The following is a 421-nucleotide window of genomic DNA, read 5'->3' as shown; positions in this document are numbered from 1 at the left end:
ACAATGAAAACTTCACCGACGGGGACCGGGACAGTATCTTCAACACCCGCAGCCGGGCAGCGAACTGGCAGAACGTTTTTGCCCTGGGGGATCACCAGCTGGTGGTAGGTGCCGATTACTTGCAGGACCTGGTGGACAGCACCACGTTGTATTCAGAAGAGGAGCGTGAAAACACCGCCGGTTTTGCCCAGCTGTTGCTGAACTTTGGTGCATTCGATGTGCAGGCCAGCGGCCGCTACGATGACAACGAAGCCTACGGCAGTGAAACCACCGGTGGTCTGGCGTTGGGCTACAAGCTGGATGCGCATCACCGGATACGGGCCAGCTATGGCACCGCCTTCCGCGCACCGACGTTCAATGACTTGTACTTCCCGGGCTTTGGTAATGATCAACTAGACCCTGAAAGTTCAAAAAGCACCGA

At 56.5% G+C, this 421-nt stretch carries 1 protein-coding gene; it reads left to right on the top strand.

Annotated features, from left to right (window positions below):
* The coding region (locus A3754_RS25065; RefSeq protein WP_156497223.1) for a TonB-dependent receptor domain-containing protein at positions 1–421 on the top strand (421 nt) is incomplete at both ends.

The organism is Alcanivorax sp. HI0083, assembly GCF_001635175.1.
The sequence above is the reverse complement of the archived record's forward strand: the minus strand, read 5'-3'. Positions and strand labels throughout refer to the sequence as shown.